We start from the raw sequence: 26426 nt of genomic DNA, 5'->3' as shown, positions 1-26426 counted from the left end.
ATTAAAAATTAAGTTTGATACCTGCCCAATAACTTCTTGTCGACGGATAAGCGATGCCAAGTTGTTCCGGGTCGGCAAAATGGAGATTGTCTAATGAGAACAGATTGGTGCCTTGTACGAATACTTTCAGGTCGGCAAAACGAGTCTGCGATTTCGGGAAAGTATAAGCTACCAATAGGTTACGCAGTTTCAGGAATGAACCGTCACGGTACCACAGTGAGCTGGCGCGATAGTTGTTCAGATTTTCCTGCGTAGTCAGTCTCGGCATGGTTGCATTGGCTTTATTCTCCGGTGTCCAGCTTATTTCTTCATTCAGGAATGTATTCGAGATGTTTCCATTGCTTGCAAGTGGAATGTAAAGCGGACTGTTGAGCAATGAAACAGTGACTCCTGTCATTCCCTGGAAATCAGCAGAAAGTTCAAATCTCTTGTACGAGAAGTTCAGGTTGAATCCGAAATAGAAGCGTGGAACAGATGAACCGAACATTTTCACAACGTCTTTCTCGTCGATGCGGTTGTCACCGTTCTGATCTTTGTATTTCACGTCACCGGGAGCTACGTCAGAGAAGGTTTGTTGCGGACTGTTGTTGATTTCCTGCTGGCTGTTGAAGAAGCCGATAGCTTCCAGACCGTACATCTGTCCGATACGATTGCCCTTGGTGTACAAGTAGTCGTATTCCTGATATGCCTGGTTTACATTGACTACCTCTGAGTTCAGATATGACATACTTGCGCCAACACCATAATGGAAATCACCGATCTTATCATTCCAACTCAAAGAAGCATCCAGTCCTTTGTATTTATAGATTCCTTCGTTCACCTGACCTACTGTGATACCGATAATACCGGAAGTAGAATTGGCACCTGACACAAGTATATCCGAACGTTTTTCGTAGAAACCTTCTACTGTTGCATTCAAACGATTATCAAAAGCGGCGAGATCAAATCCGAAAGTCGCTTTCTGTGATTTTTCCGCTACCAGGCCGATAACCGGCAAATCGCCTTCACTGCCACCGGACTGTCCTCCGGCATTCACTCCGAAGTTATAACCGGCACCGCCGCTGCCATAAGACTGACGCCATAGTTCGTGGCTCAGATTGCCGTCCCATCCGGACAGACCGTAAGAGGCGCGAATCTTAAAGAGATTGATCGGTGTCACCTTTTCCATAAATGCTTCGTTGGAGACGATCCATGCAGCGGAAACGGCAGGATAGTTCGAGTATTTGTCTCCGTCGGGCAGGTAAGCTGATCCCGAGCGGTTGAATACGGCATTGAGGCTGTAACGGTTGTCGTAAGTATATGTGGCGTTCACCAGCACAGACTGATTCTTCTGAGAGTTGTTTCTGCCGTTTTTGACAACAGACTGCATATCATAAATCAATGCTCCTCCCACCTGATGTTTGCCAAAAGTGCGGTTATAATCCACTTTTGCCTGGAAATCGCTGCGTAGCATCAGTCTTTCGAAAGGCTGGTTGTGTCCCAGTGTTTCGGAGTCTGTACCATAAATGGCAGGAGTTGTCACCAGTGTACCATCGCTGGTGATACTTGCATTGCTGTTCATGTAACGATACTCTTTATTGGTGGTTTCATTCATTCCTCCGATATTATCGAAAGAGACGGATGCTTCGGCTGCCAGCCCTTTGGTCAACGCACCCAAATCCTGACGGATGCTCAGGTCGGCGAGTAGTGTTCCGTAGACGTTACGGATGTGTCCGTAGTCTTTCAACAGAGCTACCGGATTACCGGTTCCGTACACAGAGCTACCTCCATAAATACCATTCTCATAACGAATGGGGAATGCAGCGGATGGAATGCCATAGATTCTGTTGAAGATAGCGCTGCGTCCATAGCGGGTACCTCTGAATTCTTTCAGTCTGCCTACAATGCCGGCTTTCAGCAATGTGCTTTCCGTTACTTTTACGTCCAGATTGGTACGCACGGTCAGACGTGTGTCTGTCGGAGTAGTGTCGAAACGTGTATCTTCCGTGTTTTTCTTCAACATGGAGCGATCCCGGTAATAGTCTACTACCGTGTAAAAACGGAACTTGTCACTACCTCCGCTGAAAGACATTTTCAGGTTGTGGGTCAATCCTGTGTTGTTCAGCGTTTCATTCCACCAGTCTACATTCGGATAATCATACGGATAGATTCCTGTCCGGAAAGCATCCAGTTCCTGCGCATTGTAGCGTGCAGGCAGACCGTCTCCGCTTAATGCGGTGTTAAGAGCGTTCGCATACGTATAGGCATCTGCGAAGTCCGGAGAACGGAATTGGGTATTGACACCGAAATTATAGTCCACATTTACCTTCAGGCCATTGCTTATTCCGCGTTTAGTCGTGATCAGTACTACTCCGTTCGCACCACGCATACCATAAAGAGCAGCTGCCGCCGCATCTTTCAGAACGTAGCATGATTCGATTTCCATCGAAGTGATGTCACTGATATCACGTGGGAAACCATCAATTAATACTAGCGGGGCATTTCCGTGTATAGAGAGGGTGGATACGTTATCGGCTGACGAGCCTGTACCCTGATATACATTCAGACCTGCCACTTTTCCATACAAAGCTTTGCTGATATCTATGTACGGGGATTTTTCGAATGCGGAAGCATTGACTCCGTTGATAGAGTAACTGCTGGTCCGGGAAGATACGTTCATCTGGTAGCCGATGCTCAGTGTATCTGCCAGCTGCATTTCCGAAGCAGCTTTGGATGTCTGTGCATTCAGGGATACCGAACCTCCCAGGAGCAGAGTGATTAATATATAATTTATTTTATTCATTGTTCAAACGATATTAGTTAACGTGTCATTTACCAGCCCGGGTTTTGGGTCATTCCATATTGCTTGTTGATTTCCTCCTGAGGAATCGGAGCCAGATACCACTTGGTATCCCAGTTGGTAGCCCAGTAATGGTCTCCCAGTTCGATCTTCTCGAAGGTGAACTCAGTCGGATTGTTCAGGTCGTTACCTCTGCTTCTGAGTCCGTACAACTTCTTTTTGAAGTCGCTCTGACGGTCTCTGCGAACGAGGTCGAACCAGCGTACTTCTTCAAATCCTAATTCGAGTGCTCTTTCTCTCAGTACGGCTTCGAGGAACTGATCGTGATTCATCGCCTTGGAAAGTTCCGGCAGACCTACTCTCTTTCGTACATCGTTTACCATTTTGTAAGCTTCGTCGGTAGGGCGTCCGTTGACTTCGTTGAGTACTTCCGCATATCCCAGCATGATTTCCGCCAGACGGGTGTGTGACCATTGTACCGGACCTTCGCGGTCGTTGTTTTCCTGTAAGATGTACTTCATGATCAGGAATCCGCTACCGTCTTTGTAGTCGGCGTGGTTGATATAAACAGGAGCGGTTGTTCCGTTACAGTAGGTGTCTCCGGGGCAAGCTACATTTTCATACAGACGCGGGTCGCGGGTGGGCACCATTTCGCCTTTTGTAAAGAACGGTTGCTTGGAGGGTGACTTCCAGTCGAAATTTGCCGGAAAATCAGTTCCGTCTTCCCACGGAAACATATCTACATAGTTCAATGTAGGGCCGCTGTAATAACGTTGACCGATAAAACTCTCGTGAACACCGGAACCGTATCCCTTGCGGGTGGAGATTAGTATTTCTGTTCCGCCACGGTTGTAATAGGCCTGACGATAGGCCAGACGTCTTGCCCGGTGCGTTTCTTCCGTAGGTTGAATCAGTTCGTATTCACCCCGTCTCTGTACTTCCGTGAAGAAGGCTGCACCTGCTTCGGCGGCATCTTTCCAGCGTTGGTCGCTGTAGTTTCCGTAACAGGTATATTCGTCTGCTTCCGGATGCCATTTGGTGTTGGAGTTGAAAGTCGGACTGGCTGCCCATTGCAGTACCTTGAACTTTAATGCCATCGCACCTGCGAGGGTCATACGTCCGTCATCTGCTTTCTCCGCTTTCCAAGCCAGGTTGGAGTTGATCGCTTCGTTGAGCAGTCCAACGATCTTCTCTACCGTCTCGGCAAAAGTGATACGGGGGAAATTCATTGTCTCGTTTACGTCTACATAGTGGTCCAGCCATGTCACACCGCCTACGTATTTCAGCATTTCGAAATAGCAGAGGGAGATCAAAACTTTGGCTTCCGCAATTCGTTCGCTTTTTTCACTGGCTGTCATGTCGGGCACTTTTTCTACGTTCTCAATATACAACCAGGCATAACGGATCGTAGTCCAGTCGGATTTGCTTCCATAACGGTAAGCGGAATTTTTGGGGACATTGTTGGCGCTGAGTGCTCCGTTGTAATAGAGCTTGACAGGACCGTCACTGATATTATCACGGAAACTATAGCATAAGTCTGTGATTGATTCAAGGATGTTCACACCCAATTTAAAGTCGGAACCGGTCGGCAATCCGTAGGGTAGTCCGGTGTATGCTTGGGTCAGCACCTTTTCGGCATTTATTTTCGAAGAGAACATTTCTTCGGTAGTCGCTCCGGAACTCTCAGGCTGGTCGCCCAGAAATTTATCCCCGAAGCTGATTTCAGAACAGGAGGAGGCTATCAGTACGCAACCTAATGCTATTCCGAGTCCTTTTATTATTCTATTCATACAGTCGTTTTTTAGAAGTTAAGATTTAAACCGAAGCTATATACTTTGATCAGCGGATAATCTCCGAACCGGTTAGGATCACTTTCCGGATCAAGATATTTAAGCGGTGAGAAGGTCAGCAGGTTGTAGCCGCTGAAGTTTAATCCGAGTGAGCTGAGGCCCAGTTTCTTCAGGAATTTCTTTCCGGTGATGGTATAACCGAAGCTCAGACTCTTCAAACGGAGATAGGAAGCATCTACCAACCAGAGGGTAGAAGGTTCGGAGTTCCAGCTTTCCGATTCTTCCGACGGTCGCGGATAAGTAGCTCCCAGTTGGTTGTCCGGAGTCCAGCAACCGTCGTAGAAGTAGGTCAGCAAACCACGCTTTCCGGCATTTGTATAGGGGATACGGTATTCGATGTCATACATTCTGTTAACGTTCTTGGAACCTACCCATTGCATGGTGAAGTTGAATCCCTTCCAGTCAAATCCCATGTTCATACCGAAAACGTATTCCGGACGGGTAGCATAACCTGCTACGCTCTTGTCATTACCGTCCACGATATGGTCTCCATTGAGGTCGGCATACATGGCGTCACCCGGATATACCTTCTGATAAGGCTGAGGCAATTCCGGCTTTAAGGTCAGTTCGCCGTCGGCTCCGGTGATGAAGTCGCTGTACTGATAGAGACGGATATAGTTGTATACTCCGGTCTGACGTCCGGTAGAGCCACCGGTCTGGTTCATATAAGAGAATTGCTTGGGCACTTCGTCCATATAGAGGATTTTGTTGCGTGCGAAAGAGACGTTGGCATCCACATAATAATTGAAGTCTTTTCCGATCTTATCGCGCCAGCCAAGAGAAACTTCGTAACCGTGGTTGTCTACCTTACCAATGTTCAGGTTAGGCAGTGCGGTTGCGATGATGCTTGGAGTCGATTCCGGAGAGATCAGAATACCTGTGCGGTGTTCGATAAAGTAGTCGAAGGTAGCGGACAGGCGACTGTTGAAGAATTTAAGATCGATACCGTAGTTCTGCTTGTCGGCTGTTTCCCAGGTTACTGCCGGATTACCCATACGTGAGATGGCTGCTGCCGATTGGGAAATCGGATTGTCCACACCGAAGCTGTAACTGCCCGATGATCCCCATACGGCAGGCATGTACATAAAACGTGAGTCTACACCCTTGTCATTACCTACACGTCCCCAGGATGCTCTGAGTTTCAGGTAGTCTACGATTTTCTGGTTTTCCATAAACTTCTCGGCAGTTGCGATCCAGCCGGCAGAGAAGGAAGGGAATACACCGAAACGTGTGCTGCCCGGAGCAAAGTTCTCCGAACCGTTGTAGCCGACGTTTACGTCGAGCAGATATTTGCTTTGATAGGCATAAGTAGCGCGTCCTACCAGTCCTACGTAGTTACGGGGCAGATAAGTGTAGCTGTCCGGATAATAATTACGCGACTGATTGTAAAGGAACAGACCGGATATTCTGTGGTCGCCGAATGTACGGTCATAGTTGATACGTCCCTCCAGATACCAGTTCTGTCCGCGTCCGCTGCTTTCCGAGTAAGTGAGCGGAGTATCGCTGCCGCTGGGAACATAGATAAGTGATTTATCGTAGTCGGGATCGGTCTGTGACATCGTACCGTTGGTGTCAAAGTATGATTTGTAGTACACAGTCTGCGCTTCGATGGCGCCTCCCGTACGTACTTTTTCCAGTTTGAACTTATTGTCGTAAGCACCTTTCACGGAAACACTCAGTCCCGGAGTGATAAAGTCCAGTTTCTGTGTGATGTCCAAATCCAGATTCAATGTAGTGTCATATGTCTGATTGTACCCTTGTCCGTAGAATACGAACATACCGTCACGCATCACTTCTCCCAGCGGAACCATATCTTTAGGAATCAGTGTACGTACTCCGTTGATAAATCCCGGTCCGGCAAACGGATGTGACCAGATCTGTGCGATTACCCAGGGGTTTTGGTCTTCTCCTGTACCCGAAACGACGCTGCGCGGTTCCTGTATCTTACCTAAAACACCACCGACACCGAGTTTCATCGAAGTGGTCTTGGTCAGATTGGCATCGATATTGGCGCGGTAGTTATAGCGGTTGTAACGATAGTTATTGTCGTACATTTGTCCGGGAAGTTCTTTCAGAAGTCCGTTCTGATAAGTATAACCTACTGAGATGAAGTATCGTACATTATCGCTACCGCCGGAGATATTTAGGTTGTTCTGGCTTTGAAGATAGATATTATTAAAAATATACTTCTTCCAGTCCATACTGGGATACATGATGGGGTCTGAGCCGGTGCGATAGGCTTCTACCTGTTCTGGAGTGAAGTATAACTTAGGATTCGTAACGTGGTCCATCTCCTGCTTCATATTCCAGAAGCGTGCGAACTCGTAACTTCCGGTCTGCTCTACCAGTGAGATGGGTTGTTGCAGACCCAGTTTGGTGCTGGCGGAAATCTGCGTTTTGCCTGCTTTACCTCTTCGGGTGGTGATCAATACAACGCCATTAGCACCTCTTACTCCGAATACAGCGGTGGAAGAGGCGTCTTTCAATACTGAAATACTTTCGATTTCGTTCGGGTCGATTTGTGAAAACTCACGTTCTATTCCGTCTACTAAAACCAGGGGCTTGGATTGTGAATCATTTAATGAACCGACACCACGTACGTAGATGGCAGCAGCATCTTTACCAGGCTGTCCGGTAGTCTGTACGGAAGATACACCCGGCAATGCTCCTGCGAGGAGGTTCGTGATACTTGTTGCCGGAGATTTGATCAGCTCTTTGTTGTCAATGGAGGAGACGGCACTGGTAAGCATGCGCTTGTCCTGATTACCATAGGCGATAGCTACAACTTCCACTTCACCGAGGTTCTGTGCATCTTCTTTTAAGGAAACATTGATGATTGTTCTGTCTCCGACCACGATCTCCTGGGTTACGTACCCGATAAAGGAGATGTTTAATACGGATTTTTTGCTTGGGGCGACGATCGTAAAGTTACCGTCAAAGTCTGTGATAGTCCCAATGCTCGTGCCTTTCACAGTCACATTAGCTCCGGGAACGCCTTCTTTGAGTGTTTCATCCGTTACTCTACCTTTAATTGTGATACCTTCCGGGGGCAAGGCATACATCATCGGTATGAATAAAAGAAACGTAACAAGAAAGCAGAATCTTAAATTGAGCGCGTTTCTCATACTGTTTAATTTGATAGGTTAATAATATATTTAGTTTATAGTTAGGTCAACCGGGTTGGGGTGACTTTTATTCTCTTTATTCTCTCTTCAGTTTCTAAATATATCCTTTGCTTATGTGCAATAAGGTTAACTTCATTTATCTTTTAATGATGATGCAAAATTAGGGGCGATGTGAAAAAGGGACGTGCAATATTCACCAAATTAGGTGCACAAATAGCTAGAAACACTATCTGTAACAAATGGGTAGACCTTGATACAAAATTATAGACGGGATGGAAAAGGAGGCTTTGTAAGGAACAATAAAAAAGCCCATCCTGTTATGTTGCACATAGGCAATAACAGGATGGGCATCTGATTGGTTCTTCTCTTTGGAGAATATGTCTTGTCTAGAAGCTGAAGCTTAATCCTCCCAGGAAGTTAAGACCTTCTGTAGGATAGCCCAGATAATACTGGTATTTCTTATTGAGGATATTATTAATCCGGGCATACACGGATACTCCTTTGAACACATTATAGCTGGCTCCGGCATGCAGGTCGCTGACTGCTGCGGCTTTAATGCCTTCTACCTTTGTGCGTCCGATATAATCGTAACCGAGATTGATATTCAGTCCTGTGATCGGGCGGAAGTCTGCGCTGAAATTAATTTCGCAGGCGGGTTTCATATACAGGCTGTATTTTTCTTTCGCATCCCAGTTACGGTAAGTTCCAGCAGCGGACAATGCAATGAGGTCTTTGTATTCATAGCTGATCTTCATACCGGCGTAGAAGTTGTTGGCATTGCTAAATTCCAGATTCAGATATTGATGTGCTGTGACCGGAGACGAGGAATTCCCTTCCTGAGCATCACCGGCAAGTGAGGGATCATAGTTGACAAATGTTTCTTCCTGTACCTCAAAGAAATCGTCTTTCAAATCCTGATAACCGCCATACAGATTGATCCATAATCCGGGATAAGGACTCGCTTTAAATCCTATCGCTGCATTCAGCTGTTCGTATGTATCAAGAATAGGGCCTGCCGGCAAGGCATAAGGACAGATCGTTTCCTGTCTGCGGAAATCGTTGACCAGCTTGCCTCCGGTAGCTTGCGCATAGAGTACGTAGCTGTCGGAGAAGATATACTGTGCTGTTACATCCGGAGACACGCGGAATGATTTACCGCTGCCGAATGAGAGATCTACATTGGCTCCTGCACGCAGATTCCAGCTGTCGCTGCTAAGTTTATAATGCGGATTCAGTGCCAGAGTGGTACGGTTCTCATATACCTGGAGGTCGTCAGCAAGTTTCAGGTCTTTATTGTAGATGAGATTACGCATGTCCAATCCGATGTTGATGCTCTGTTCGTCGCTGATAGCGCCGCTGATCAATCCTTTGGTATGCACTTGTGTTTCTCCGACTTTGTCATTGAAAAAGAAAGTGTTATTGTTCTGACGGTTGTACATCATCAGATTGGTTTCCGCTTCGAACTGTATGGGATAATTTTCATCTGTCGATTTTACTCCCAGATGGAAGTCTCCTGAAGTAAACTTCTGCTTGCCGGGCTGAACCGGAGAAAGGTTGAAATTGCTGAGTCCGAAATTAGCGGCGATGTTGAAATCTACCTTGTTGAACTGGTGGATATAATCGATATTCGCACGGGTACGGTAATAATAAGCGTTCCATTTCGTGTCTGCTTCCGGCATAGTCAGTTTGCCATCCATTCCGTCCATCTGAAAGCGGACGTTCAACTTGTCCCTGTCCGACAGACGGAACAGGTAATTGGCAAGGAGATCCAGATTACCGTAGTTTCCATATCCGGCGCGTATATATCCGGGCTTGCTGCCGGGCTGCACTTCCGTTCCTACATAGGGACGCATTAGGTCGGCAGGAATAGAGGTAGCCGGGAAGAAAGTAGTGGCATATTCCACTTCCTTTTTGCTGACGGTAGGTTCTTCCACTTTGGGCAGCACATTCACTTTGGAAGCATCCAGAATGTCGGGATTATATTCCTGTTCTACGACGACCGTGCGGTTCATGGTCGTATCTTTCGGCTGAGTATTCTGTGCCTGAAGGTTGAACGGCATCAGAAATGCCAGTGTAAAGCCTCCTGCTATATAAAGAGTTCGTTTCATACTTTTCAATCTTTACTTGTTTAGTTTCTTTAGTCTGTCTTCAATCATGCTCTCGATATCGTCATTGCCCTGGTAATTCTGTTGCAGACTCAGCAGATACTGGCGTGCGTCGAGGTCTTTACCCATAGCGACATATACGTCCGACAGGAGGACAAAGCTGCGTGCCAGCCAATAAGCGTGTGGCGTACTCTGTTCGATGTAGTTGAGCAGCTCTTTTTCTGCCGCTGCATATTCTTGGGCATCGTAAAGTGCTTGGGCAACCTGGTATTTAGCTTCGGCACCATAAGAATTGCGGGTATCTTTGGCCAGTTCGCGGAAATCATCCAATGCTTTCTTGTCTGCTTTCTGATTCTTATAAGCCTTCGCACGATAATAAAGAGCTTCATTCTTCAGTTCCGGACTAAGCTTGGCTTCAGCCAGCACCTCGGTTGCTGCATGAATTGTTTCCACATCGTCTCTCAGCAGGAAGGCACAACGCAGGATGCCGGTTTCGGCAAGCTGGCGGCGTTCTACATTGGTAGCTTTTTCTTTCAGCATCTTGTAGCTTGCCAGAGCTTCTGCCATCTGTTGCTGGTTGAACTGTACTTCTGCACGCATGATCAGCGCTTCTTCTGCGAATGGATTATTCGGATATTCAAGCAATTTTCCGGAGTGGAGGAGCACCATATCATAATTCTTCTGCTCATTTCCAATTTGGCAGAGGTAATAATGTGCATTCAGGCTAAATGCTCCTTCTGGGAAAGTTTGCAGATATTTATTAAGGCTGCTCTTGGCTTCTTCTGTTCTGCCACGTGCATAAATCTTTTCGGCAGCCGCATACGTAAGTGAGTCCTGTTCGCTGGCGTCAAAGCGGATGTGTCCCGGCATCGCATTGGCTAAAGCCGCAAATTCATCGATACGGTTCAAATCTACATAGATAGATTTCATATCGCGCATTGCCAGGCGGGCTTCTTCGCTGCCCGGATATTTCTCAATCACTTGTTTGTACGCATTGATTGCCTGGTCGAAGTTGCCGTTCTGATAATACAGCAAACCGATTTCAGCCGCAGCTTTCCGGCTGACGGGGCTTTCGGGATATTTCTCCAGCAATTCCTTGAAAGAGGTAATAGCCTGACCGTTGTTATCCATCAGTACATAAGAACGTCCTTTCTCATAGATGGCATTCACTGCGTATGGAGAAGAAGGATATTTGCCGACCAGTCTGTTCAGAAGAGTGATTTTGCCGGTATAGTCTTTCTGTAAACCGGATACCAGTGCCAGCTGATAGAAGGAGTAATCGCCGGAAGGAGTATTCATTTGTTCGGCTTGCGAGTAGTAGTGCTTGGCTTCTTCAAAGTTGCGTACATTTAGATGACAGTCTCCGATACGGTTGTAGGCATCTGCAAGCGCTGTTCTGTTTTCGCCTTTTTCCAGTTGGATATACTTTTGGAAGTAATTGCTTGCCTGTGTATAGTCCTTACGATGGAAAGCAATGTATCCTAGGTTGTAGTTGGCGAGCGCATACATTTCATTATTGGGCTGCGTGGTCAGTTGCAGGTAAGCGTTGAAATCGCGGGCGGCTTCCATCATCCGGTTGAGGCGGTAGTAAGATTCTCCGCACCAGTAGTAAGCGTCCGCCTTTGTTTGGCGGTTGTACTGCCCGATGGTGATGGACTGGTTCAGATATTGGAGAGCCTGTTCGAAATTGGCATTGGCAAATGACTGTGTACCCAGTTGGAAGAGAATCTTTTGTTTGGCTTCCATGATCTGTGCACTCGGCTTGGCGATCCGTTCGATTGACTTTAAAGCAGCTTCGTAGCTGCGGGTATTCATATAAACTTCTACCAGATAGTTGCTTACTTTCTCGGCATACGGAGAAGTCGGGAATTCATTGAGGAATTTTTCAAAAGCAGTAACCGATTCACCGAAAGCGGAGTAGGATGTTTCGTGCAGGCAAAGTGCATAGTTGTAAGCGGCCTGTTCCTTAATCTGCAGGTTGGCGTTGGAGGCGGCTGCCTGTTCGAAAGCCATACGTGCCTTGTTTTTTTCTGCCAGTTGCAGGTAAGAGAGTCCCATGTGCAGGTAAGCATTCTGGGTCAGGGCATCGTTGGCGGTCGTCACTTGTCCCAGCATTTCGGCTGCTTTGGAGTAGACTTTTGTCTGGTAATAGGAGAGTCCCAGCATATAAAGTGCATCCCGGCGGGGAGCAGAGTGATCTCTGTCCAGATAGCCGGTGAATGCTTCCACTGCCTGGTGATATTGTCCGAAATGGTAGTAAGCGTCTCCCAGAATGCGGTACATCTCGGCAGCGTGCTCGTTGTTCGGATAGGCCGACAGGTAGTTTTGTGCTACGATCTGCGCCTTATCATAGTTCTTTTTGATAGCATAGATTTCTGCTATGTAGTAAGGTACGAGTTCTTTGTACTTCGGGTCGTCCTGCAAAGGGAGGAAGTCTTTCAACGCTTCATCATAGCGCTTCTGAGTGTAGCGGATATAAGCGAGATAGTAACTGCAGTCCTTTGCATATTTGGGACTGCTGGCACGTAACGTTTCGAACCAGATGGCGGCTTCTTTCAGATTATCAGTCTTCATGTAGCAGGTTGCCAGTTGGTAGGTGCGGTCGTCGCGCTCCTCATTTCCCAGTAGATCGAGCCGTGTAGAATTAAAGAGTGCCAGGGCCTCATCATATTTCCCTTCGTAGAAGTAGCAGGAAGCCAGTAGTGAATAGATTCGGTTGGCGTAGGGAGTATCCGGATAACAGTCGAGGTACTTGCGCAGTAACTCGATGCGGTTTTTGTCTTTCAGTTCATAAGCCGAACTGACTAACATATATTCTGCGTCCTGAAGGAGACTTGCTGTTGGCTTTTGCTTTACAAATGCTTTCAATGCAGGTATGGCAGCTGCATAATTTTTTTCCTGGAAAAGCTCTTTCCCTTCTTTATAAAGGTTGACAGGAGAGGTTATCTTTTCGCTTGTCTGTGCGGAGATGGCAATTGGTGCACAACACAACAAGGTGCAGATAATTCGTGATATTCTTTTCTTCATAATCTAGTGTTTTGACAAAAATACGACTATATCTTCCAACGAAAACCCTTTGAAAGTTATTTTATAATCATTTAAATCTTTATGTAAATTATCTCTCATCCATTTTGAATCCGAAATACTTATTCTTTTTGGACTCTTTTTTATCTTCCTGATGAGAGTAATTAAGTCTGATGTTGAATTTCATGTGATTGTTGTTTTATAATTATTGGTGGTTACAAAGATAATACGAATCTTAGTATTTTCCTCATTTAAAACGTTTTCTGATACCCAAAAGTTTAGTGCCCCTTTTAGTTAATTGTGTTGAGCCAGAAACTGTACAAGTCCCCGCCGAATGGAATCCAGCCCGAAATCTTCCGGACGTATCTCTGATAATGGCAGGAAGAAAGAATCTGCCACGTCATCCATTGCCGAGAAATGGCTCATGTCTTTTACGGTACAGAGAAAGAACATATCGAGCGTATGAACGGAAAAGCCGGAATAGATATAAATGTTCGGCAGGGAGAACTGATAGGTCGCTTTTTCTACCTTCAATCCTGTTTCCTCCCATACTTCCCTGCCTACTCCTTCTTCTCCTGTTTCGTTCATGTCGATAAATCCTCCGGGAAGGTCGAGTGTCCCTTTGGCCGGTTCTTTGGCACGGCGGCAGACCAGCAGTTCCTTCTTTTCATTCAGAATCAGTGCCACGGTAGCGGAAGACGGATTGAAATAATAAACAAAGCCGCAGTCTGTGCATTTCTTAGACTTCTCGTTGTTCACTTCGAAGTGCGGAGAACCGCATTCGGGACAGTACAGGAATTGGGCAAGAGGATGTTTCATCATAACTGATTTTATATAATAGATTGTTTGCCGACAAAAATATAAAATCTTTTCTTCAGATATGGAATAATGTGATTACAAAATGCTAAATACCCCGTCTTATTAGTATCATTAATAACAATCATATACAAATTAAAAGAATCAGACTATGAATAACAAAATGAATATTCCTTTATCAGGAATTATTCCTCCGTTGGTAACTCCCTTGTTGGACGATGATGTGTTGGATGTGGAAGGTTTGCAAAGATTGATCGAACATCTGATAGCAGGGGGAGTACATGCTCTTTTTGTGTTGGGAACTACCGGTGAATCACAGAGCCTCAGTTATAAATTGAGGATGGAAATGATTAAAAATACCTGCCGTATAGCGAAAGGACGGTTGCCGGTATTGGTATGTATTTCCGATACTTCGATTGTGGAGAGTGTGAACCTTGCCTGCCTTGCGGCAGATCATGGAGCCGATGCCGTCGTTTCCGCTCCTCCTTACTACTTTGCGACAGGTCAGCCCGAACTGATCGAGTTTTATGAGCATCTGCTGCCTCAGTTGCCGTTACCATTATTCTTGTATAATATGCCGACTCATACAAAGGTGAACTTTGCACCGGCTACGATTCAGCGGATAGCGGAGAATCCCGGCGTAATCGGTTTTAAAGACAGTTCGGCAAATACGGTTTATTTCCAGTCGGTGATGTATGCCATGAAAGATAATCCGGATTTCTCGATGCTGGTGGGACCGGAAGAAATTATGGCGGAATCCGTACTGCTGGGGGCTCATGGCGGCGTAAACGGTGGTGCGAATATGTTCCCCGAATTGTATGTGAGCTTATACAACGCTGCGAAGAATGCAGATATGGAAGAAGTGAGACGTTTGCAGGAAAAAGTAATGCAAATCAGTGCTACGATATATACGGTAGGGCAACATGGGTCCAGTTACCTGAAAGGTCTGAAATGTGCTCTCAGTCTACTCGGAATATGCAGCGATTATGTGGCTGCGCCTTTCCATAAGTTCGAACAACGGGAAAGAGGAAAAATATGGAAGGCACTTCAAAATTTGGGAGTTGATGTAGTGCTCAGGTAATTAATCAAGAAAAAATGAACGGCTATGTCTATTCTCGACATTATTATCTTTTTATTCTTCACGGGGGGAGTTGTTGTCTTCGGCTGCTCTTTCTTCAACAAGAAACGTTCGTCGGAGGAATTTACTTCGGCAGGACGTTCCCTTCCGGGTTGGGTTGTGGGAATGTCTATTTTCGCAACGTATGTAAGTAGTATCAGTTATCTGGCTTATCCGGGCAAGGCCTATATGTCCGATTGGAATGCTTTTGTATTCAGCTTGTCCATTCCGATAGCCTCGTATTTTGCTGCTAAATACTTTGTACCCTTTTATCGTTCTATCGGAAGCGTATCGGCTTACAGTTTTCTGGAAGAACGCTTTGGTCCCTGGGCGCGTGTATATGCGTCATCGTGTTATCTTTTGACGCAGGTTGCCCGGATGGGGTCTATTCTGTATCTGCTCGCATTGCCTATGAATGCCCTGCTGGGATGGGATACTAAGATGATTATCGCAGTAACCAGCGTTGCCATTATTGCCTATTCAATGCTGGGTGGTCTGAAAGCTGTGATATGGACGGAGGCGATTCAGGGATTTATTCTGATTGGTGGTGCGATAGCCTGCCTTTGTGTGCTGATGTTTAAAATGCCCGAAGGGCCTGCGCAGGTATTTCAGATAGCCATTACTGACCAGAAATTCAGTTTGGGAAGTTTCGGCAGCAGTCTGACCGAGTCTACTTTCTGGGTATGCCTTATTTACGGTATATTTATCAATCTACAGAATTATGGTATTGATCAGAACTACGTACAGCGTTATTTGACGGCAAAGAGTGATAAACAGGCTAAGTTCTCCGCTCTCTTCGGAGGTTATTTGTTTATTCCGGTTTCTGCAGTGTTCTTTATGATAGGTACGGCATTGTATGCATATTACAAGACGTTTCCGGAACTGCTTCCGGCAGGGGTCGAGGGGGACGCGGTCTTTCCCTATTTTATTGTACATGCGCTTCCGACCGGACTTACCGGATTATTGATTGCCTCCATTTTCGCGGCGGGAATGAGTACGGTGGCTACAAGCATTACAAGTTCGGCTACTATCATTCTGACGGACTATTATGCCCGTTATATAAATAAGAGACCGACAGAAAAACAATCGGTGAGAGCCTTGTATGTTTCGAATGTACTGATCGGAATAATCGGTATTTTCGTAGCGCTGGCATTTCTGAACGTAGAGAGTGCGCTGGATGCCTGGTGGGCTTTGTCCTCCATCTTCAGCGGTGGTATGCTGGGACTCTTCCTGCTGGGGTATATTTCAAAGAAGGCGCGGAATGTTGACGCCGTTTTGGGAGTGATCTGTGGCATTATCGTTGTCGTCTGGATGAGCTTGTCTCCTATCTTCTTTAAAGATGGTTTTATGAGCGAATATGCAAGCCCGTTTCATGCTAACCTGACTATTGTCTTCGGAACCATTGTTATCTTTTTGGCAGGCTTTCTCAGTATGCGTTTACTGAAAACAAAGAAGTAGAAGAAGGCAGCTTCACTGGCAGGCATATTGGTTTCATCTATTATCCGATAGAATTATTCGATTGGACTTTTTTTGCAAAGGCGGGGTTTCCGCCTTTATCTTTGCATCAGAAACAAAAAACAAAACGATGTTTCTGATGTTATAAGTCAAATCAATTAATAACAATAAAAGCAATAAAGAGTATGGAACCAATTTTAAATTCTCAACTTCCTGAATTCAGTGTTCAGGCTTTTCAAAACGGAGCTTTCAAGACAGTAACCAACAACGACCTGAAAGGTAAATGGGCAATCCTTTTCTTCTACCCTGCCGACTTTACATTTGTATGTCCGACAGAATTGGTAGACATGGCTGACAAATATGCTCAGTTCCAGGAAATGGGTGTGGAAATCTACTCGGTAAGTACTGACTCGCATTTCGTACACAAAGCCTGGCATGATGCTTCCGAAAGTATCCGTAAGATCAAATACCCGATGCTGGCAGACCCGACAGGCGCTTTGAGCCGTGCACTGGGTGTATATATCGAAGAAGAAGGTATGGCTTACCGCGGAACATTCGTCGTAAACCCGGAAGGAAAGATTAAAGTGGTGGAACTGAATGATAACAATATTGGTCGTGACGCCAGCGAATTACTTCGCAAAGTAGAAGCCGCACAGTTTGTGGCTACTCACGACGGAGAAGTTTGCCCGGCTAAATGGAAGAAGGGCGAATCTACTCTGAAGCCAAGCATTGACCTTGTCGGTAAGATTTGATAGATCTTGATAATGTGTGTGAAGGGCCGGTAACGGAGACGCTGCCGGCCCTTCTTTTAAAAGAATGAAAGGAGAAAGAGAGATGTTAGAACCTGCATTAAAAGAACAACTGAAGGGTATTTTTGCCGGACTGGAGGCTGACTTTACCTTTGATATATCCGTATCAGCCAGTCATGAAAGCCGTGCCGAATTGCTGGAATTGCTGAGCGATGTAGCCGAATGTTCCGATCACATCACTTGTATGGTAAATGAAGGAAGCGGACTTAAATTTACGATAGGAAAGAATGGTAAACCTACAGAAATTACTTTCCGTGCTATCCCCAACGGACATGAGTTTACTTCTTTATTACTCGCCATCCTGAATCTGGACGGTAAGGGAAAGAATTTTCCGGATGAGGCTGTCTGCAACCGTGTGAAAGCCTTGAAGGGTCCGATACACTTAGTGACCTATGTCTCACTGACTTGCACCAACTGTCCGGATGTAGTTCAGGCATTGAATGCAATGACCACACTGAATCCTTCCATTACTCATGAAATGGTTGACGGTGCACTGTATCAGGATGAAGTGGATGCCTTGAAGATACAAGGCGTGCCTTCTGTATTTGCCGATGGGAAACTGCTTCATGTAGGTCGTGGCGAATTTGGCGAATTGCTTGCTAAACTGGAAGCGCAATACGGTATTGATGAAACCAAGGTGGAGACGGAAGTGAAGGAATACGATGTTATCGTAGCCGGTGGCGGTCCTGCCGGAGTATCGGCAGCCATCTATTCTGCCCGTAAAGGCTTGCGCGTGGCGATTGTTGCCGAGCGTGTCGGCGGACAGGTGAAAGAGACGGTAGGCATTGAGAATCTGATTTCGGTTCCCGAAACAACAGGAAGCGAACTTGCCGATAATCTGAAAACGCATCTTCTGCGTTATCCTGTTGATTTGTTGGAACAGCGTAAGATAGAAAAGGTAGAACTTGCCGGAAAAGATAAACTGGTAACTACTTCCGTAGGAGAGAAATTCATTGCTCCTGCATTGATTATCGCTACAGGTGCAAGCTGGCGAAAACTGAATGTTCCCGGCGAGAACGATTATATCGGGCGTGGAGTCGCTTTCTGTCCTCATTGCGACGGTCCTTTCTATAAAGGAAAGCAGGTTGCGGTAGTGGGCGGTGGAAACTCCGGCATCGAGGCAGCCATTGACTTGGCAGGTATCTGTTCTAAAGTCACCGTCTTTGAATTTATGGATGAACTGAAAGCGGATAATGTTCTTCAGGAAAGACTTAAATCTCTGCCGAATGTGGAAGTATTCGTGAGTTCGCAAACGACAGAAGTAATCGGTAATGGCGATAAACTGACAGCCTTGCGCATCAAAGACCGTAAGACGGAAGAAGAACGTCTGGTAGAACTGGACGGAGTATTCGTGCAGATCGGACTTTCCGCCAATAGCAGCGTTTTCCGTGATATTGTGGAAACAAACCGACCGGGTGAAATTGTCATCGATGCGCATTGCCGTACCAATGTGACGGGAATTTATGCAGCCGGAGACGTATCGACCGTACCTTACAAACAGATCATTATTTCTATGGGCGAAGGTGCGAAAGCTGCCCTTTCTGCCTTTGATGACCGCATGCGGGGCATCATCTGATAAAATAGATTATTTATACATTTCCCCTCATGTATAAGTAATGGCCACAGAGATTGTAAAAAGTCTCTTGTGGCTTTTATTTTTTTCTTACCTTTGTGATTCTAATATTTAACCCCCAATGAGAAACATGAAAAAGATATTCTTACTGATTTCCGCGATCTTGTTAATTGTTCCGGTGCAGGCTCAGCATACGTTGAGACTGATGACCTATAACATCAAAAATGCAACAGGTATGGATGGTGTCTGTGACTTCCAGCGTATTGCAAATGTGATTAATAACGCTTCTCCCGATGTGGTAGCCGTGCAGGAAGTAGACAGCGTGACCAATCGGAGTAATCAGAAATATGTATTAGGTGAGATAGCCGAGCGGACACAGATGTATGCCTGCTTTGCTCCGGCTATAGATTATGATGGCGGAAAATACGGAATCGGTCTGCTGTCAAAGAAAGCTCCGGTTCATTTGCAGACTATAGCTCTGCCCGGCAGGGAAGAAGCCCGTGCATTGATCTTAGCGGAGTTTGAAGATTATATTTACTGTTGCACTCATTTATCCCTTACGGAAGAAGACCGGATGAAGTCATTGGAGATTCTGAAAACTTTTGCAGCTTCCTATAAAAAGCCTCTTTTTTTGGCAGGAGACATGAATGCGGAGCCGGAATCGGATTTTATCAAAGAGTTGCAGAAAGAATTTCGGATACTCTCTAATCCCAGACAACACACTTTTCCTGCTCCCGCCCCAAAGGAGACTATCGATTACGTGGCGGCTTTTAAGCAGAATGATAAAGGATTTGCCGTCGTCTCTTCGGAAGTGGTGAATGAACCTGTAGCATCCGATCATCGCCCTATTGTTGTGGAACTGCGCACTGCCGAAAAGGCGGATAAGATATTCCGTACTAAACCCTATTTGCAGAATCCGGTTGGAAATGGAATGACCGTGATGTGGGAAACCACTGTTCCTGCTTATTGTTGGGTAGAATACGGTACGGATACGACTCAATTAAAGCGTGCGCGTACTATTGTTGACGGACAGGTAGTCTGCAATAACAAGTTACATAAAATACGGCTGGATGATTTGCAGCCCGGTCAAAAGTATTATTATCGTGTCTGTTCACAAGAAATGTTGCTTTATCAGGCATATAAGAAAGTTTTCGGAAATACTGCCCGTTCTGCTTTCAGTGAATTTACTCTGCCTGTAACCGGTACGGATTCTTTTACTGCTGTTGTGTTCAATGATCTGCATCAGCATACCCATACCTTCCGGGCTTTGTGCAGGCAAATTCAGGATATTGACTATGATTTTGTTGTTTTCAACGGTGACTGTGTAGACGACCCGGCAAGTCATGATCAGGCAACTGCCTTTATCAGTGAACTGACCGAAGGAGTGCGCGGTGATTGTATCCCGACTTTCTTTATGCGGGGGAATCACGAAATCCGGAACGCTTATTCTATCGGTTTGCGTGACCATTTCGATTATGTAGGTGACAAGACTTATGGCTCTTTCAACTGGGGAGATACCCGTATTGTCATGCTGGACTGTGGAGAAGACAAAACAGACGATCATTGGGTCTATTATGATTTGAATGATTTCACCCAGTTACGTAACGAACAGGTCGGTTTTCTGAAGAAAGAACTGGCTGCCAAAGAATTTAAGAAAGCGAAAAAACGTATCCTCCTGCATCATATCCCTCTTTATGGTAATGATGGAAAGAATCTTTGTACTGAACTATGGACTAAGCTGCTGGAAAAAGCTCCTTTTGATATCTGTCTGAATGCTCATACTCATAAGTATGCTTATCACCCGAAAGGTGAATTGGGGAATCATTTTCCGGTTGTTATAGGTGGAGGATATAAGGTTGAGGGTGCTACCGTGATGATTCTTGAGAAGAAGAAAGAAGAACTCAGAGTCAGGGTGTTGAATGCAAAGGGAGAAACTTTGTTGGATATAACGGTCTGAATAATGTAATGGAATTGAATTTCACCCCAAAAGTTAGATACTAAACTTTTGGGGTGATTTATTTATGTTGATAATACCTATAGTTCCTTTACCTCTTTTTTATTTTAGCTTCCTCCTGAGATGACAATGAATGTCAGGCCCAAAATGAATAATATAAACATGACTCCCAAAAGTCTGTTTGTCGCTTTGGAGCTACCGGTAAATTCTTTCCAGATGAAAACACCCCAAAGAGCAGCAATCATCGGTGCTCCTTGTCCAAGTGCATAGGAAATGGCTGCTCCCGCTTTTCCTGCGGCAATGTAGCTTAATGCCGTACCTAATCCCCAGATGCATCCTCCGAGAATTCCTACCATGTGTGTACTCGCTTTTCCGGTAAAGTATTCCTTGTAAGTGACGGGTAAACCGACGAACGGACGCTTCATCACAAGTGTATTGAAGAGGAAGTTGCTTAGGAAGATTCCGATAGCAAAGATGAAGAATGCAGTATAAGGAGTTGCCATTCCTGCTGTCGGTGATTCAAAGTTGTTCAAATCCATGGCAGCGGCGACAAACCGGTAAAAGAATGACATCAGTATACCGGCAATAGCAGCAAGAATAATTCCCTTTTTGCTATTATTGGTTCCCGCCTTTTGATTCTTACCGGCTGCAAGACCGTTGCAAATGATGGCGATAACAATCAGCACGACTCCTGTGAATAGCCAGAACGGATCTCCTTTGGGAGAGCTGAAATAATTAATGAATACTCCCAATACCAATGCCAGTCCTACTCCCAATGGAAAAGCTACCGCCATTCCGGCAATGGATACTGAGGCGGAAAGGAGAATATTGGAAGCATTGAAAATAACTCCTCCGATAAGTGCACTGGCAATATATGCCGCTTCCACTTGTTGGATGTCTTCCAGAAAACCTCTTCCCGAATTTCCGAAACTTCCTAGTGTGAATACCAGAAGTAGGGCGAACAGCAAGATGCCGATGGTGTAGTCCCAATAATAAAGTTCATAACGCCAATTCTTACTGGCCAGTTTTTGGGTATTTCCCCATGATCCCCAGCATATCATTGTGATAAAGCAGAAGATAATAGCTAAGGTGTAACTATTGACTATATACATAATGATCTTTTTTTTAAGGTTTCAATTTTCTTTTCCTGTCACTTGTCTTATAAGTGCGTTGCGGGTTGCCCGAATATTTTCTTCCCCTTGAATAGTGAGATATTGGTGTTTACCGCTTTCAGAAGGAGAAAAAAGACTTTGTCCGATACTGTCTATGGTGATTGTTCCCTTCTCGGATAAATTGAAATAATTATTGTCCGGTTCTATGGCTTGTATCACGGATGTCAAATCCCATGTTTCTCTGTCATATGGCATTTCCTGATATATTTTATATGATACGCACAGAGGATGTTTATAACTGTCGGCAAAATCATTTAATATACTTTGATGAGGATATCGAATCTTGTTTCCTAGTTCCCATCCGCTGGCAATAATTGGAGTAGGCCATTCTTTGAAAGTAATTTGGGCTGCATTCAGATCATTAACAATGTTCCATTCAGGGAAGTCGAATTCATTACCATAGAGTCCTCCCATGACAGATAGTAATTTTACCTTTTGTGCTACCAAGGCTTTTCCATCCAGCTCGCTGTATTCATCTGCTTCCGAGATAAGCAAACGGGCTAGATTTGTTTCCGGGCCTAAGGCTATAAATACCACAGAATGATCTTCTTGCTCTGCCAGCAATTTACGCAACAGTTTATATCCTTCCGGAATATGATCTTTTAGGCTTCTTTTTGGATGTAATATTTTATTGTTGTCAATAATAGTATCCAGTGTTTGGCGGAGATAATGTCCGTCGTCTGTATTCATCCCATTATAAGCATAACCTAAAGGTATGTCGTATTTGTCGTTGAAACGACAATAAGCGTCAATATATTCCAGTGAATAAGGATTACACTTGCTTATAGTGATACCTAGCAAATCAATTTTTCCTTTTTTCTCATAATTAAGCAGCATTTGCATGGCTAAAACATCATCGATATCATTTCCAACATCCGTGTCGAGTATGACAGGAATTGCAGAAGTAGTCTCTTTCTGTTGTGCACAGGAACAGAATAAAGAGACGGTTATTAGAATGATTGCTATATATTTGAACATATCTTGGGTTTTTATAAGTTATTTCCAATATTCTCAATTGTATTGCTGGTTAATGATTGTTGCGAGGAATAATTTACTTTATAAAGTACGCCTCCTTTAGCATGGAGAGTCTGATTTTCTAAAGTTGCAGTTCCTTCTTTGGTAAATGTGCCATTTACATCATATCTTCCGGAAATGGTTTCTCCAAATTTACCATTCTCTAGTTTGAATTGAGAGTCATTCAAACTATAAATCAGTAAATAATTGTGCATATCTAATACAAAACCTAAAGAAGCATTATTTGTCTGGAATGTGATTTGTGCTCCAGTAGTACATATTAGTTGTTCTAATTTGTCTTTTGGCTGATTATCGTTGATATTAAATGCCGCAAAATTCTCTGGTTTTACTTTGGCAACGTCTATATAAGCTGCCGCCAAGCCTTTTATGAGACTACGAGTAGGAGGTGTAAACTCTTTTTCTTGTAAATCCCATGTATAAATTCCGTGGTCAATTTGGTCCGGTTCGGTGGTGTTGTTGATAAAGAAGTTACTGGTAGCCAAATCGTAAATATCATAGCCTCCTCCTAATGCGAAAGATGTCAAGATAAGACTTGGACTGTTTGCATAACTACCTTTGTTCTCGGCAACCAACGCATAATTTCCAGCAATTGATGCATATGCCATGACTTCATTTTTGAGATGTTTAATATTATCTTTATAAGCATCAACACCAATGAAATCAATGCCTTGAAGATCGAATACATCTTTGGGGCGAGCATTGGTTGCCTCTGGAAATGGGTTAATACCATCACCGTAAATTAGGTTGACACGAGTTACTACTTTGTAAGAACTGTTTTTTACAGCTTTTCCTACAGTATTTAATGCATTTGTGATCATTGTCCAGGCTTTCTCTTTGCTTAGAGGAGTCCCATCCCGATATTTTAAATCTTTTTGGTCGATTCTCCAGCGCATTAAGGCATCAGGTTCATTATGGATCTGAGCTGATATAACGGGGTGCTTGTCTCCATTTTGAGAATCCCAGTATCGGATGTGGTTAAATAAGGCGGTGATGGCTTTGGTTTCTCTCTCCAGTATCCATTCATCATCAAGAATCATGGTGTATTGATAACCATAATAGTTCCAAAAATTTCCTTCATCATTCCGGCTGAGCCTTTTGTTATATTCTTGAAGCACATATTGAGGTATCAGGTAGGAGAATGAATCTCCTACCATATTCGTACTGAACCAAAGTAATTCCATTTTCAAATTATACTTGTTGACGAACTGCAAGATTGAGTTTACGATACTATAATCGTACTTGTTTTCTTTAGGCTCTACCATATTCCATGAAATTGGAATTTGCACACAATTTAGTCCCAGTTCCTGAGCTTTCTTGAAGTAGTTTTCCACTTCATTAATAGTCATCTTGTCACAATTGAGAAGGGCATCAAGGCGTATTTGTGCACCAAGAAACGGAAAAGGTTTACCGTCAACAGAAACATATGTTTTGTTGTTTTCAGTCACTAGTTTACTTACTTCTATTTGAGAAAGTATTGGTTCGACGTATGTTTCATTATTATTGTCAGAACAAGCTGTTGCGAATAATGAAAAGAAAACCAGTGCGTAAGTTAGTATTATCATTCTTTTATACATAATTGGTCTTTGTTAAATTAGTAGATTATTGGATTATTGCGGGGTTCCTCCTCCTGTCATAGGCCAGCCCGGATTCTGATAGATAGGAGAAGAATCCAAATCACCTCCGGATGAAGTAACCAGAAAATGTTCTGCTGCTATCGGATCGAGATAGTGTGCCATATTCCATTTATAGCCGTTGTAAACAATGTTATTGGCTGTGATGTGATAAGGAGCAAGATAAGTACTGAAGCTACGTGGTGAAACATTTTCTCCTTCTTTAAGAATGGAGTTGCCGTTAGAATCTTTATACCAGTCCCAGCCATACATTTCTTGCCATAAATTCATTCCTAGGATATGGTAGGGTTTGGTAATCATCTGGTCCATTGAACGCCATCTATGTAAGTCCATGCTACGTAAACCTTCCGCCATCAACTCACATCTTCGTTCACGGCGGATATTATAACGTGTGGCATCAATAATTTCTCCGCCGGAATATGCCCCCCAATCAGTTTCTGCTTCTTTTGACATATCTGTAAGCCTGATTGTTTTGGTATAGTCCTCATCAATGCCGGCTCTGCGACGAATCGCTTTCCAGTACTTTTCTGCATAGGAGTCGAGTGAACCATGCAATTCATAATAAGCTTCTATATAGTTGAGATAGGCTTCGGCTGTGCGGAATATGATAGAACCGACAATACTTTGAGTGTTATTTGTGTATTTCCCGTCAGGATTCAATCCTTTGCGTAAGGCATAGCCTGTATTGTACTTTTCTGTAACAGAAGAGGCGGTTATATTGGGTCCCCATTCTTCTACTACCCCATGATCTCCTGCCTGAGTATGCAAATTTTTCTGTCCTGGCTTTTTGATGAAGATGTCTGCACGGGTATCCCTGTTTTTAGTGATATGAATGATATTATTATCTCCCCAATAAGATGAGTTTTCATCTGCCCACATCGGGGATGCATAAATAGGTTCTCCATTTTTAAGAATAAAGGCGTCAATCATGCTTTTAGTAGTGCCTACTCCATTGTTGCCGACACATCCGTATTGACAAACTTCATTTGCCACTCCTAATCCTGTGTTGTAGCGCCTCCATAAAAGTACTTCATTGTATTTCTCCATGTCAATATCGCAGAACATACTGAAATAAGGATTTTCAGGTTCCGAAGAAGTTTGTGGGAATACTCTTGTATTGGCAGTTAATATATTATATTTTTCTGCTATGATTTGTGCCGCTTTAATAGCTTCATCAAAGAAGAACTCTGATTCTTTTTCAATACTTCCGGATTTAAATGAGTAATTAGCATTATAATCTTTATTTGCTCCCGGCCATCCCGGTCCATTGGGTACAAAAGCTGTTCCTTTAAAATTCTTCAGCCATGAGCCTTCGTAAAGTGCAACCCTTGACTTGAGAAGGATAGCGCAGTCTTTGCTTAGCCGGTTCTTACCTCCGGAAGGAGCTATGTTTTGCATCATTTCTATAGCTTTGTCCAGATCAGATAAGATAAATCTGGCTACTTCATTTCGGGGGGCTCGTTTGCTGATTTCTATCAGAGCTTCACGTTCATTAGGATAAGTTTTAGTAATAATAGGAAAGTCGCCTAATGATTTTAATCTTTCAAAATACATGAAAGCTCTGAAGAAATACATTTCTCCGATATAGTGTTTGATATTGGTCGTGTTTCCGACAATGGCATTGTCTTCATACGATGGAAGCACATTTTCAAAGAAATAATTGCATCGGTAAATATCAGCGAAATACCATGAGCCTCCTTCTTGTCCTACTTTCCAGTATCCGGGTGCATACATTACGTTAGGTTGCATACCGGCCATATTATCTGTGTTATTGTCAATTTCAAAAGTGCCATATCCATAGGTGCCATGAGTAGGCAGCACTTGATATTGATCAGTAGCAAAAGCTGCAATATTACTTTCTGTTGTCAGATATTCATTTGGAGAAAGTTGATCAAGAGGTTCTTGGTTTAGGAAATCATTGCAACTTGTCAAGAAGAGCACTCCGCTCAATAAGGTTGATATCGTAAGTCTTTTCATAATA

General features: G+C 44.3%; 15 protein-coding genes. 5 read left to right on the top strand and 10 right to left on the bottom strand.

The window, feature by feature from the left end:
• Nucleotide 1: 1 nt before the first annotated feature.
• From NBH01_RS13370 to NBH01_RS13345, 6 genes are all read right to left on the bottom strand, one after another.
• Entirely contained in the window at nt 2-2782 is a 2781-nt protein-coding gene (locus NBH01_RS13370; RefSeq protein ID WP_234141291.1) for a SusC/RagA family TonB-linked outer membrane protein, read from the bottom strand.
• A gap of 29 nt (nt 2783-2811) precedes the next feature.
• The gene (locus tag NBH01_RS13365; protein WP_234141290.1) at nt 2812-4569 is read right to left on the bottom strand and encodes a RagB/SusD family nutrient uptake outer membrane protein; all 1758 of its coding nucleotides are present in this window, start codon (nt 4567-4569) and stop codon (nt 2812-2814) included.
• Nucleotides 4570-4580: 11 nt separating this feature from the next.
• Nucleotides 4581-7754: a SusC/RagA family TonB-linked outer membrane protein gene (locus NBH01_RS13360; protein ID WP_225679266.1), complete on the bottom strand. Its 3174-nt coding sequence runs from the start codon at nt 7752-7754 to the stop codon at nt 4581-4583.
• A 386-nt stretch (nt 7755-8140) separates the two neighbouring features.
• Nucleotides 8141-9862, bottom strand: a complete 1722-nt coding sequence (locus NBH01_RS13355; protein WP_250700144.1) for a TonB-dependent receptor — start codon at nt 9860-9862, stop codon at nt 8141-8143.
• Between the two features lie 12 nt (nt 9863-9874).
• Nucleotides 9875-12886 carry a tetratricopeptide repeat protein gene (locus NBH01_RS13350; protein WP_090612725.1) on the bottom strand — a complete coding sequence of 1004 codons (3012 nt, stop codon included), beginning with the start codon at nt 12884-12886 and terminating at the stop codon, nt 9875-9877.
• Nucleotides 12887-13177: 291 nt separating this feature from the next.
• Complete coding sequence (locus NBH01_RS13345; RefSeq protein ID WP_011108496.1) at nt 13178-13702, bottom strand: NUDIX hydrolase; 525 nt, start codon at nt 13700-13702, stop codon at nt 13178-13180.
• Between the two features lie 148 nt (nt 13703-13850).
• Between NBH01_RS13345 and NBH01_RS13340 the strand changes: the two genes are divergently transcribed.
• The 5 genes from NBH01_RS13340 to NBH01_RS13320 all read left to right on the top strand — a co-directional run bounded on the left by NBH01_RS13340 (nt 13851) and on the right by NBH01_RS13320 (nt 20610).
• Entirely contained in the window at nt 13851-14780 is a 930-nt protein-coding gene (locus tag NBH01_RS13340; RefSeq protein WP_008761948.1) for a dihydrodipicolinate synthase family protein, read from the top strand.
• A gap of 24 nt (nt 14781-14804) precedes the next feature.
• Nucleotides 14805-16274, top strand: coding sequence for a sodium:solute symporter family protein (locus NBH01_RS13335; protein ID WP_202572604.1), 1470 nt, complete (start codon nt 14805-14807; stop codon nt 16272-16274).
• A gap of 182 nt (nt 16275-16456) precedes the next feature.
• Nucleotides 16457-17023, top strand: coding sequence for an alkyl hydroperoxide reductase subunit C (ahpC, locus tag NBH01_RS13330; protein ID WP_008761950.1), 567 nt, complete (start codon nt 16457-16459; stop codon nt 17021-17023).
• An 82-nt stretch (nt 17024-17105) separates the two neighbouring features.
• Entirely contained in the window at nt 17106-18656 is a 1551-nt protein-coding gene (gene ahpF, locus NBH01_RS13325) for an alkyl hydroperoxide reductase subunit F (protein ID WP_225693458.1), read from the top strand.
• 127 nt (nt 18657-18783) lie between these two features.
• Nucleotides 18784-20610: an endonuclease/exonuclease/phosphatase family protein gene (locus NBH01_RS13320; protein ID WP_195381042.1), complete on the top strand. Its 1827-nt coding sequence runs from the start codon at nt 18784-18786 to the stop codon at nt 20608-20610.
• 104 nt (nt 20611-20714) lie between these two features.
• On the opposite strand, the gene NBH01_RS13315 is transcribed toward NBH01_RS13320, so the two are convergent.
• Genes NBH01_RS13315 through NBH01_RS13300 form a run of 4 tightly spaced genes read right to left on the bottom strand, consistent with a single transcriptional unit; the run spans nt 20715 to nt 26422 of the window.
• The gene (locus NBH01_RS13315) at nt 20715-21719 is read right to left on the bottom strand and encodes a GRP family sugar transporter (RefSeq protein ID WP_217719701.1); all 1005 of its coding nucleotides are present in this window, start codon (nt 21717-21719) and stop codon (nt 20715-20717) included.
• Between the two features lie 21 nt (nt 21720-21740).
• Nucleotides 21741-22757 carry a nucleoside hydrolase gene (locus NBH01_RS13310; protein WP_008765330.1) on the bottom strand — a complete coding sequence of 339 codons (1017 nt, stop codon included), beginning with the start codon at nt 22755-22757 and terminating at the stop codon, nt 21741-21743.
• Nucleotides 22758-22768: 11 nt separating this feature from the next.
• The gene (locus NBH01_RS13305; RefSeq protein WP_225693443.1) at nt 22769-24376 is read right to left on the bottom strand and encodes a DUF4969 domain-containing protein; all 1608 of its coding nucleotides are present in this window, start codon (nt 24374-24376) and stop codon (nt 22769-22771) included.
• 45 nt (nt 24377-24421) lie between these two features.
• On the bottom strand, nt 24422-26422 hold the full coding sequence (locus tag NBH01_RS13300; protein ID WP_217719703.1) for a RagB/SusD family nutrient uptake outer membrane protein: 2001 nt from the start codon (nt 26420-26422) through the stop codon (nt 24422-24424).
• Nucleotides 26423-26426 lie beyond the last annotated feature (4 nt).

It is taken from the genome of Bacteroides sp. B1-V-101, assembly GCF_023656585.1.
GTDB lineage: Bacteria > Bacteroidota > Bacteroidia > Bacteroidales > Bacteroidaceae > Bacteroides > Bacteroides thetaiotaomicron.
The sequence above is the reverse complement of the archived record's forward strand: the minus strand, read 5'-3'. Positions and strand labels throughout refer to the sequence as shown.

Excerpts from the sequence above, each read along its gene's own strand:
- NBH01_RS13365 (WP_234141290.1), bottom strand. The coding sequence starts at position 4,569 with ATGAATAGAATAATAAAAGGACTCGGAATAGCATTAGGTTGCGTACTG.
- NBH01_RS13355 (WP_250700144.1), bottom strand. The coding sequence starts at position 9,862 with ATGAAACGAACTCTTTATATAGCAGGAGGCTTTACACTGGCATTTCTG.
- NBH01_RS13315 (WP_217719701.1), bottom strand. The coding sequence starts at position 21,719 with ATGTATATAGTCAATAGTTACACCTTAGCTATTATCTTCTGCTTTATC.
- NBH01_RS13335 (WP_202572604.1), top strand. The coding sequence starts at position 14,805 with ATGTCTATTCTCGACATTATTATCTTTTTATTCTTCACGGGGGGAGTT.
- NBH01_RS13360 (WP_225679266.1), bottom strand. The coding sequence starts at position 7,754 with ATGAGAAACGCGCTCAATTTAAGATTCTGCTTTCTTGTTACGTTTCTT.
- ahpC (WP_008761950.1), top strand. The coding sequence starts at position 16,457 with ATGGAACCAATTTTAAATTCTCAACTTCCTGAATTCAGTGTTCAGGCT.
- NBH01_RS13300 (WP_217719703.1), bottom strand. The coding sequence starts at position 26,422 with ATGAAAAGACTTACGATATCAACCTTATTGAGCGGAGTGCTCTTCTTG.
- NBH01_RS13305 (WP_225693443.1), bottom strand. The coding sequence starts at position 24,376 with ATGATAATACTAACTTACGCACTGGTTTTCTTTTCATTATTCGCAACA.
- NBH01_RS13340 (WP_008761948.1), top strand. The coding sequence starts at position 13,851 with ATGAATAACAAAATGAATATTCCTTTATCAGGAATTATTCCTCCGTTG.
- NBH01_RS13310 (WP_008765330.1), bottom strand. The coding sequence starts at position 22,757 with ATGTTCAAATATATAGCAATCATTCTAATAACCGTCTCTTTATTCTGT.
- ahpF (WP_225693458.1), top strand. The coding sequence starts at position 17,106 with ATGTTAGAACCTGCATTAAAAGAACAACTGAAGGGTATTTTTGCCGGA.
- NBH01_RS13320 (WP_195381042.1), top strand. The coding sequence starts at position 18,784 with ATGAAAAAGATATTCTTACTGATTTCCGCGATCTTGTTAATTGTTCCG.
- NBH01_RS13350 (WP_090612725.1), bottom strand. The coding sequence starts at position 12,886 with ATGAAGAAAAGAATATCACGAATTATCTGCACCTTGTTGTGTTGTGCA.
- NBH01_RS13345 (WP_011108496.1), bottom strand. The coding sequence starts at position 13,702 with ATGAAACATCCTCTTGCCCAATTCCTGTACTGTCCCGAATGCGGTTCT.
- NBH01_RS13370 (WP_234141291.1), bottom strand. The coding sequence starts at position 2,782 with ATGAATAAAATAAATTATATATTAATCACTCTGCTCCTGGGAGGTTCG.